The organism is Streptococcus sp. DD11, assembly GCF_001578865.1.
Taxonomy (GTDB): domain Bacteria; phylum Bacillota; class Bacilli; order Lactobacillales; family Streptococcaceae; genus Streptococcus; species Streptococcus panodentis.
Genome location: NZ_KQ969394.1, coordinates 231,868 through 233,139 on the forward strand (window position 1 = coordinate 231,868; position 1,272 = coordinate 233,139).

The window sequence follows — 1,272 nt, forward strand, 5'->3', positions numbered from 1 at the left end:
CTGCGCCCTCACCCGCAGAGGAATCAATCTTTTGGAAGATACCGTATAAAAGTCCTTCAGTCTCGCTTTGTTTTGGTAAAAAACTCTTGACGCGGTAGCTGATTGGACTTTTTGTTCGTCTTTTAGACTCCAAAAAGTTCCTAATCATCCTCGCGGGGCTGGGACAACGAACTAAATTTTTAAAAATTTAGTTCTGTCCCACCGCCCCCTTCACTCTTTTGTTTCTAGGCTCAGGCTGAAAAGGTTCCCCAAACCTTTTCATTCCCAACCCGCGAGGCTCTCACAGTCCGAAGACTATGTAAGGCGGGGAGCAAGCTTCTGCAAGGAAGTGTCAAAAGAGGCTGAGACAAAGTGTCCCAGCCTTTTAAACATTGATCAAGTTGTATAAATTGTTGAAGCGGTGGCAATGGTATGCCATTGGTTAGCTGTCGTTGCAGTGAACTCTCGGTCTTTATAGAAATCTGTAAATGGCAGCAGTTCCACTTCTAACTCTTCTAGCTGCTGGACCTGACCAGCCGCATACTGCAGCAGGCGTTCCTGCGCCCGCCGGATCCGCTGCAGGAGGCCGCCCAGGCGGATGTCCACCGTATCAAGACCGAAGACTTTATTTTCCTTGAGCCATTGCTGACTAAAGAGATCAGCAAAGCGCTCTACCTCCTGATAGATCTCTTCCAGATCTTCTCTGGCAATTTTTTCTAGGTCGGCTCTTCGATCTTCTTGATAGGCCGAGCGAATCATGCGGCCGATACCTGCTTTCAGGGCCAGCACTCGATTCAGCTGAGCCTGCGTTTCAAAAAGGTAGCGATAAGCCCCTGTTTTCGGAGCTATTTGAGCCAGATGCTGGGCGGATGCTGCAAAATGAAGCCGGTCCTGCTCCGGATGGATATGCGGATCCAAGAGCGGACAGAGAATATCCTGATAAAGGACATAGCGGTTCGGATTGATACCGCTGAGATTATCTGGCAGATCCGGCAGGAGATTAGCCAGATCCACCTGCATAAAGTCATCGAAGGCCACTCCGGTACTGATGAGGAAATGCTGGTTCAGCCGGTCTAAGCTATTCCGATAAGCCAGCTCAGCCCAGATTTGCAGAGCCGGCAGGATAGAAAATTGCGCTGTTTCTCCGCCGTTGTCGCCCCAGCCCGTCACGATGACTTCCTTGATGCCATTCTGGCGGCAGGATTTGTTGGCCTCAAGGGCAATGAGGCGGCTGAAGTGATTATGAGGCGTAAAGCCAATCCATTTCCAGGCGCCGCCGGCAAAAGCCAGATT

1 pseudogene is annotated in these 1,272 nt (G+C 50.5%); it reads right to left on the reverse strand.

The features are described from left to right. Positions 1-375: 375 nt before the first annotated feature. Positions 376-1,272, reverse strand: a pseudogene (locus STRDD11_RS14310) (beta-N-acetylhexosaminidase); the annotation flags it as partial.